General features: G+C 69.2%; 8 protein-coding genes and 1 pseudogene. 2 read left to right on the plus strand and 7 right to left on the minus strand.

The window, feature by feature from the left end; all coding sequences use genetic code 11:
* Nucleotides 1-38 precede the first annotated feature (38 nt).
* From ACRDSQ_RS24420 to ACRDSQ_RS24435, 4 genes and pseudogenes are all read right to left on the minus strand, one after another.
* Complete coding sequence (locus tag ACRDSQ_RS24420) at nt 39-452, minus strand: DUF4267 domain-containing protein (RefSeq protein ID WP_431424307.1); 414 nt, start codon at nt 450-452, stop codon at nt 39-41.
* Nucleotides 449-1,039 (minus strand): TetR/AcrR family transcriptional regulator, encoded by a 591-nt coding sequence (locus tag ACRDSQ_RS24425; RefSeq protein ID WP_431424308.1) that lies wholly within the window; start codon nt 1,037-1,039, stop codon nt 449-451. The genes ACRDSQ_RS24420 and ACRDSQ_RS24425 overlap by 4 nt, the downstream gene beginning before the upstream one ends.
* A 47-nt stretch (nt 1,040-1,086) precedes the next feature.
* Nucleotides 1,087-1,817: pseudogene (gene zapE / locus ACRDSQ_RS24430) on the minus strand (AFG1/ZapE family ATPase).
* The gene (locus ACRDSQ_RS24435; RefSeq protein ID WP_431424314.1) at nt 1,751-1,936 is read right to left on the minus strand and encodes a hypothetical protein; all 186 of its coding nucleotides are present in this window, start codon (nt 1,934-1,936) and stop codon (nt 1,751-1,753) included. Before ACRDSQ_RS24435 ends, zapE begins: the two are co-directional and overlap by 67 nt.
* A gap of 127 nt (nt 1,937-2,063) precedes the next feature.
* Here ACRDSQ_RS24435 and ACRDSQ_RS24440 point away from each other — a divergent pair, with 127 nt between their 5' ends.
* Nucleotides 2,064-2,423 carry a YidH family protein gene (locus tag ACRDSQ_RS24440; RefSeq protein WP_431424309.1) on the plus strand — a complete coding sequence of 120 codons (360 nt, stop codon included), beginning with the start codon at nt 2,064-2,066 and terminating at the stop codon, nt 2,421-2,423.
* Nucleotides 2,420-2,674: a DUF202 domain-containing protein gene (locus ACRDSQ_RS24445; RefSeq protein WP_431424310.1), complete on the plus strand. Its 255-nt coding sequence runs from the start codon at nt 2,420-2,422 to the stop codon at nt 2,672-2,674. Before ACRDSQ_RS24440 ends, ACRDSQ_RS24445 begins: the two co-directional genes overlap by 4 nt.
* On the opposite strand, the gene ACRDSQ_RS24450 is transcribed toward ACRDSQ_RS24445, so the two are convergent.
* The 3 genes from ACRDSQ_RS24450 to ACRDSQ_RS24460 are packed head-to-tail and all read right to left on the minus strand — an operon-like array spanning nt 2,664 to nt 4,924.
* Complete coding sequence (locus ACRDSQ_RS24450; RefSeq protein WP_431424311.1) at nt 2,664-3,395, minus strand: hypothetical protein; 732 nt, start codon at nt 3,393-3,395, stop codon at nt 2,664-2,666. The genes ACRDSQ_RS24445 and ACRDSQ_RS24450 overlap by 11 nt on opposite strands.
* Nucleotides 3,396-3,428: 33 nt before the next feature.
* Nucleotides 3,429-4,442 carry a hypothetical protein gene (locus ACRDSQ_RS24455; RefSeq protein WP_431424312.1) on the minus strand — a complete coding sequence of 338 codons (1,014 nt, stop codon included), beginning with the start codon at nt 4,440-4,442 and terminating at the stop codon, nt 3,429-3,431.
* Nucleotides 4,388-4,924 carry a hypothetical protein gene (locus ACRDSQ_RS24460; protein WP_431424313.1) on the minus strand — a complete coding sequence of 179 codons (537 nt, stop codon included), beginning with the start codon at nt 4,922-4,924 and terminating at the stop codon, nt 4,388-4,390. The genes ACRDSQ_RS24455 and ACRDSQ_RS24460 overlap by 55 nt, the downstream gene beginning before the upstream one ends.
* Nucleotides 4,925-5,011: the final 87 nt, after the last annotated feature.

Here is a 5,011-nt window from a genome sequence, read left to right on the forward strand (position 1 = left end):
GCGGGACGGGGCCCCGCGGCCCACTCCTGTCCCTCAGGCTAGCCGGTCGTGACTGCGGCCAGAGTTTCCGTTCGAGAACGGGACTGGTTGTGGATCAGGAGAGCCGTGGCGAGGACAAGCCCCGCGGTGGCGCCGTGGATGCCGAGCGCGGCGGCGGGCGAGCCTGAGTGCGACAGCACGATGACCATGTCGCCCGCGGGGGCGATGGCGATGACGCCCAGTGCGATGGCCAGCGCGCGCCGCTGTCCGGCAGCCAGAAGCGCCAGCACGACGAGCCCGAATGTGATATCGCGAATGCCCTTGACCGCGAGAAATCCGGTGTCCTGCGGCCAAGCGGGCAGACCGAAGCCCGGGGCGAGGGAATGCGGGGCGATCAGGTAGCCCAGGCCGATGCCGATGATCGCGAGAGCGATCAGGATCGCGAGGCCGTTGGCCAATTTGACGCTGGTCATGACGTTTCTCCAATGGGGACGGCGCCGTCGAGTGCGGCGGTGACGAGACGTTCGGCGTAGGCGGGGTCGATCGGCATCCCGGTGAACAGGACGCGGTAGTAGAGGGCCCCGGCGAGTTGGTCGAACAACACGACCGGGTCGACGTCCGCGCGGAGGGCACCGCGCTCTTTGGCCCGGTCGATAAGGGCAAGGACGATCGCGTTGCGGCGAGTGAAGACACCGTGGATGAGCTCGCCGATGTCGTCATGCCGAGCGGCGGCGGCCGCGAGTTCGGCCACGAGACCCAGCGACAGCGACCGGTTGATCGCCGCGACGACGTGCGTGAGGTAGTTGACCAGGTCGAGTCGGATGTCCCCGGTGTCGGCGACGGGATCGGCCTCCTGCATCCGGGCTGTGACCGCGACGGCGAGATGGTCCTTGGAGGGCCAACGCCGGTAGAGAGTCGTCTTGGCCACCCCGGCCGCCTCGGCCACCGCGTCGATCGACAGCCCCGCGTACCCACGCTCCAACAGCTGCGCGGCAGCGATGTCCAGCACCCGCACGTCCACCGCCGTGTCACGCGGGCGTCCACGTTTCGACTCGCTCATCCCAGCTCCTTTTCGCTACCTAAGTAGCGTAAGTCAGACCAGGCCATTTACGCAACTCTTGTTTCGTAATTGCCTGGAGCAGTGCGGGTCTGCTCGCCGTCCGGCAGCTCGGACAGCGGCCGGCCCCCGATGAGGGTCAGCGGCAGGTCGCGGTCACACAGGACGTCGATGACGCTGGCGAAACGCTGGGCGGCGTCGCGGCTGGTCAGGCTGGTCAGGCCGGAGGGGACCCATCGCGGGTACCGGTCGGCGAGCGCCAGGTAGTCGACGGTCGAGGTCGGGGTGTCGCACAGCGCGGCGAAGTCGAACCACACCAGGTCGCCGCGCACCGCCTCCACCCGCAGCGTCCAGCCCGAGACGGTCAGGTCGCGCCGCTCGGCCGGGTTCGGCGGCATGAGACCCGCCTCGCGCAACAGCTCGGCGCTGCCCGGCCACAGGTACCGGCCGCGCTCGAACCTCGACCGGGGTTCGCCATGCTCGGCCCGGTCGTCCCGGCCCCCCGCCAGCTCGACCACGTCCAGCGTCTGCTCGATCGCAGCATCGCGGCGACGAGCATCGCGTCACCGGGGTCGTCGACGTGGAACTCGTGGAAACAGAGGAAGCGACACCGGCCCAGCAGCTTGTCGAGCGCCCGGTCGACCGCGCGCGGACGGTGGCGAGGGCGGGCGTAAGCAGCGTGGAACTCGCGGAAGAACTCGTGGAAGTGCAGCCTCAGCTTGCGGTTGCCGTCGACCGCGTCGAACACCACGGTCGCGAGCCAGGTCTTCCCCCGCCCCACCGGCCCCAGAGATAGACGCCGCGTGACTCCGGCAGCTCCGCGAGCCGACGCGCCACCCGCCGCTGCTCGTCGTCGAGCACGAACCCGGCCCGACCGGCGGCGTCGTCGAAGATCCGCATTTCGCCACTCTCGCAGCACCGGATCGCCTGCCTGCCCTCCGTCCCCGCCTGAGGTGAGCCGCGCCACGGCCAGTGTCCATTGAGGACTTGGTCGCGGTTCGGCGCGCACGGGTGGATGATCGACCCTATGGACGAACGCCGGCCGCACCAGGTCTACCGCGTGGGCGAGGACCCCGACGCGCGGTTCACCCTCGCCAACGAACGCACGATGCTCGCCTGGGTCCGCACCGCGCTCGCCCTCATCGCCGCGGGCGTCCTGGTCGACGCCGTCGACCTGCCCATCGCCGACGGTCCCCGCCGGTGGCTGGCCGCGGGCCTGGTGCTGCTGGGCGCGGTCAGCGCCGTCGGCGGCTGGTTCCGCTGGGCCCGCACGGAACGCGCGCTGCGCACCGGCACGCCCATGCCCGCACCCACCCTGGGTGCCGTGATCGTCGGCGGCTTGGTGGCGGCGTCCGCCCTGGTGCTGGCGGTGATCCTGCTCCGATGACACTGCACGTCGAACGGACCCGCCTCGCGTGGGCGCGCACCACCCTCGCCCTCATCGGCCTCGCCGCCGTAGTGATCCGGCTGCGCATCGACCAGCCGTTCCTGGTCGGCGCCGCCACCGTCGCCATCGGACTGCTGCTGCTCGCGATGCTCCGCGGCAACAGACGAGCCGACGGCGCCATGCCGGCAGCGGTCGTCGGGCTCGTGCTGGTCGTCGTCGTGGTCGAGCTGGTCGGAATCCTCAGCCGCTGAGCAGGCCCGCGTCGACCTTGCCCAGCCGCATCCGCTGCGGGTGGTCGCCGACCGGCACGCTGGAGACTTCCTGGCCGGTGGCGTAGGAGATCGCCGAGACCCGGTCGCTGCCGCTCCAGGAGACGAAGCAGTGCGCGCCATCGCGGCTCGGGGTGGCCCAGTACGGCTTGAGGCCGGTGCTGACCAGGCTCGGGAAGCTGAGGTCCGCCCGGTCCACAATGGCCGCGTAGTCCGACATCGTCCCGGCCACGCACACCTTCGTGTCATCGCCGCCCAACGCGATTCCGTGGTGCGCGGAGTCGAGCAGGTACTGCTCCCGCGGCAGATCCTTGACGTGGTCGGCGATCGGCAGCGGCGCCACCCTGGTCACCCGGTCCTCGACCAGGTCGTACTCGACGAACCCGTGGAAGAACGAGACCTGCAGATAGGCGAAGCGCTCGTTGTTCGTCATCGTCATCGGCCGCACGGCGGCGCTCATCCCCGGATACCCGGCCTCGGCGAGCTTCGCCCCCATGCCGACCCGCTTGACCACCTGGTTCGTAGCGGCGTCGACGACCTGGAAGTACCGCACCCCCTTGGTCGAGTCGAGCGCGGGGAAGTCGAGCGGGGTGTAGACGGTCCCGATGCTGGCGTGGAAGATCCGGCTCGCGTCCCGGGAGTACACGTTCTCGTGCGGGGAATCGCCCGAAGGGAACGTCCCCACCTCACGCCCGGTCGCCACGTCGAGAATGTCAGAGGGTTACGCGAGGATCGTTCACATACTGCCAGGCCCTGACTTCATGAACCGGTTCGCCCGGTGCCAGGCGAAGTACGGTTCGGTCTCCGGCCGGTGGGCCGAGCAGCGCAAGGTGCCCACCAGGTTCACGTGGTCGGCGAACCGGCCACTCGGCAGAGCCTCCGCCGTCCGGATCCAGCCGTCCTCATCGACTGTGATGTACCCCAGTTCGAAGAGCAGGTCGCACCCGAAGGCGCAGGCGGCCATGGCGACATTGCGCAGGTCTCGCCGCTCTTCGTCGGTGCACTTCGACCTTTGCTTGATGTGGGCGGCGGCCAGGTACCGAAGCGGGAAAACATCGCCGCATATGGCGCACTGAGCAGTGTCCTCGCTGCCCACGACCAGTTTGCGCAGTTCCGCCTGCTCGACCCGGCGGACCGCCGCCGCCATCTTGTCGAGGGTGTCCGCGGACAGCGCCCGGACGGTGACGTCGTCCACCGAGTCGAAGACTGTGCGTATCTCGCTCATCGCCCGCTCGGACTGGCCGTCGAGGCCGACCCGGCGAAGCAGCGTTGCGCGGTCTGGCACGTCCGAAAGGTGCGTGTCGCACAGCACGAAGATCGCTTCGGCGAGGACCATCGGTGTCGCGAGCAGCCCGGCCACGGCCTCGGTGAAACCGGCCCGGGCGGCGGTGTCGGACGCAGTCGGCGGGCCGGACAGCCCGTGCGTCTCCCACAGGTCAGGGTCGCTGCCGAGGTGCCAGAACGCGTATTGCGGTGTCTCGGTCGCACCGTGGTCGCGGAGCAGGTCGCCGACGTCGGCGCGGAATTCCGGCCAGTCGAACAGCCGTCCCCGACCCGTCGCGAGCCGCCCGAGCGCCCAGAGCAGTGCGAGGGGCTTGTCCCGGGCAGGTTCGTCGCCTGCGTGGTCGCCCTGGAACGACCTCAGCGAGGCCATGAGCTCACCGACCAGCAGGACCTTCGAAGCCAATTCGCGCTCTAATCGGGGACCGTCCGCGAGCCCGTATCCAGGCACGTCGAGGAACAACCGCATGCGTTTGCTGTTGTTGCCCGCTTCGGAGCGTCCTCCGTCTGGCCGATCCGGCCCTGCGCACTGGTCAGCCGCTTGCGCACCTCCCCCACGTCGGAGGTCGGGCTCAAACGAATCGGGGCGTCGGTGAGCGATCGTTTGTGGAGCGGCAGGCCGACCGTCTTCTTCGATTCGACGACCGCAGAGACGATCACTGCCGACCGCTCGGCCAGTCGGCTGAGCAGCAGCACCAGCGCGGCAACGTAGTCCGGGTTGCGAGGCCCGTTCTTGGTCCTCCCACCAGCGCTTTCGAAGGTCATCGACAACTGCCCCTGATGGGGCTCGACGGCGAACTCCGCGATGAGCGGTGTGCCTGAGTCTGTGAACGGTTGCACAGTTCCACCATTCCCGATCAAGGTCACGGTGACGATTCGGTCCGAACTCAGCCCCAGGGTGTCGGTGCCGTACCCGATCGTGGCACCATCTTGCGCACGCGTGGGCGGCACCTGAGGGAGATCGGATGAGCGACCGGACCGAACAGGTCGATGACCTCCAGTTAGTCGCCCTGCCCAGTGCGATCGGCTGTGCCGAGA

It is taken from the genome of Actinokineospora sp., from assembly GCF_050699995.1.
Taxonomy (GTDB): domain Bacteria; phylum Actinomycetota; class Actinomycetes; order Mycobacteriales; family Pseudonocardiaceae; genus Actinokineospora.

Excerpts from the sequence above, each read along its gene's own strand:
- ACRDSQ_RS24425 (WP_431424308.1), bottom strand. The coding sequence starts at position 1,039 with ATGAGCGAGTCGAAACGTGGACGCCCGCGTGACACGGCGGTGGACGTG.
- ACRDSQ_RS24440 (WP_431424309.1), top strand. The coding sequence starts at position 2,064 with ATGGACGAACGCCGGCCGCACCAGGTCTACCGCGTGGGCGAGGACCCC.
- ACRDSQ_RS24435 (WP_431424314.1), bottom strand. The coding sequence starts at position 1,936 with ATGCGGATCTTCGACGACGCCGCCGGTCGGGCCGGGTTCGTGCTCGAC.
- ACRDSQ_RS24445 (WP_431424310.1), top strand. The coding sequence starts at position 2,420 with ATGACACTGCACGTCGAACGGACCCGCCTCGCGTGGGCGCGCACCACC.
- ACRDSQ_RS24420 (WP_431424307.1), bottom strand. The coding sequence starts at position 452 with ATGACCAGCGTCAAATTGGCCAACGGCCTCGCGATCCTGATCGCTCTC.
- ACRDSQ_RS24455 (WP_431424312.1), bottom strand. The coding sequence starts at position 4,442 with ATGCGGTTGTTCCTCGACGTGCCTGGATACGGGCTCGCGGACGGTCCC.